We start from the raw sequence: 1131 nt of genomic DNA on the forward strand, positions 1-1131 counted from the left end.
TGTAAATGTCAAGATAAACATGTACATTTTCGCTTGTTTAAGCATGTACAAAATCAATCATTTTCTTTGCTAAAATGATCTTTAATTCGATAGGATTGTCCTACAATACTGACCACCGTGGCATGATGTAAGACACGATCTAGTATGGCATTGGCGAGTTTAGGGTCCTGGAATACTTCGTCCCAAGACTTGAAGTTGATATTGGTCGTTAGGATGGTACTACGCTTTTCATAACGCATATCGATTAATTGAAAGAATAATTTTGCATCCTCCGGATCAATAGGCAAGTACCCAATTTCATCAATAATAAGTAATTTGTATTTTGTATAGTGCTTTAAACGAGATTCTAGGCGATTCTCAATCTTGGCACGTTTTAAATTTTGAAGTAAATCATGACATTTAATAAAATAAGTACTTGTTCGCTTTTTAGCTGCTGCTATACCAATAGACGTGGCCAAATGGGTCTTACCAACACCACTAGGTCCTAAAAATACTATGTTTTCTTGTTGCTCTAAGAAACGTAGAGAAATAAAATCTAAGATTTGTTGTTTATTAATACTCGGCTGGAATTCGAAATCAAACTCATCAACCTCCTTTCTATGAGGAAATGCGCCCATTTTCACCATAGAATGAATCATATTTTGTTCTCGTACATCAATCTCATAGTTTGTCAGTTTAACAAGTGTCTCTACGAAGGATAATTCATTATTAATGCTAAAATCGACTACGTCACCTAAATGTTGTGCCATTTGTTTTAATTTTAAATACTCTAGGTTTGTTGTTAATTGTTGATAGCTATTCTTCATTTCTATATACCTCACCAATTACTGATAAATTTTGTTTCGCCAAATTGTCAATGTTCGGATATTTAGGTAGTGACTTAGCCAATGCTTTTTTATAATGTTCTTCTTTATAATTGAGCTTAGATTGGCTGATTTTATGTTGTACAATTAACTTCATGTTATGATAAACATATATTTGATTATCATATACTTGTAAACCGACGGTTTTACCTTGATATTCAGCTGGAACTGAGTATTGATTCGATTTGTAAGATATCATGCCTGATGTATTAACTTTTACAAGTTTATGCTTAATCATATAGGAATCTCTTATCGCGCTCTTCGGGAG

Annotated in this window: 2 protein-coding genes; both read right to left on the bottom strand. The window is 33.1% G+C overall.

Going from position 1 to position 1131, the window contains the following annotated elements:
* Positions 1 to 53: 53 nt before the first annotated feature.
* On the bottom strand, positions 54 to 806 hold the full coding sequence (gene istB, locus ABHN01_RS25410; protein ID WP_000798699.1) for an IS21-like element IS232 family helper ATPase IstB: 753 nt from the start codon (positions 804 to 806) through the stop codon (positions 54 to 56).
* On the bottom strand, positions 796 to 1131 hold a 336-nt coding region (locus ABHN01_RS25415), incomplete at its 5' end, for a Mu transposase domain-containing protein (RefSeq protein WP_412761685.1). The genes ABHN01_RS25415 and istB, both read right to left, overlap by 11 nt.

Origin of the sequence: Fictibacillus sp. NRS-1165 (assembly GCF_050468105.1) — a bacterium.
GTDB classification, from domain to species: domain Bacteria; phylum Bacillota; class Bacilli; order Bacillales; family Fictibacillaceae; genus Fictibacillus_C; species Fictibacillus_C terrinigri.